The sequence below is a fragment of the Arthrobacter sp. 05T442 genome (assembly GCF_056395945.1).
Window position 1 is genome coordinate 1 of record NZ_JBFTKM010000061.1, and the last position, 479, is coordinate 479.

Here is a 479-nt window from a genome sequence, read left to right on the forward strand (position 1 = left end):
TGTGAGAGGCCCCCAGCCAGACCACTGGGTTGATAGGCCGGATGTGGAAGCGAGGACTAACGACTCGTGAAGCTGACCGGTACTAATAGGCCGATAACTTACACCACACACCACCCCGCGAACCCGTTCAAAAGGGGTTCGCACCCRGGSGTGGTACAAAGAAACAAGACTGCTTGCGTCCACTATGTGGTTCCCAACCAACAAACCCGTTGCYTGGCGAACCAAACCAACTGAATAACAACACCACCACTGCAGCACAACTGCAGGACACATGTTGTAACCACAAGATTTCCCACCCCCACGCCACCAGGCGCCGGCGGGTGCGGAGCAAGGGTTACGGCGGTCATAGCGTGGGGGAAACGCCCGGTCCCATCCCGAACCCGGAAGCTAAGACCCACAGCGCCGATGGTACTGCACCCGGGAGGGTGTGGGAGAGTAGGTCACCGCCGGACAACCATTAGGTCGAGAGCCTCCAACCA

General features: G+C 58.8%; 1 rRNA gene. It reads left to right on the forward strand.

The features are described from left to right. Positions 1-335 precede the first annotated feature (335 nt). Positions 336-452: ribosomal RNA gene (gene rrf, locus AC1DES_RS19180) — 5S ribosomal RNA — on the forward strand. Positions 453-479: the final 27 nt, after the last annotated feature.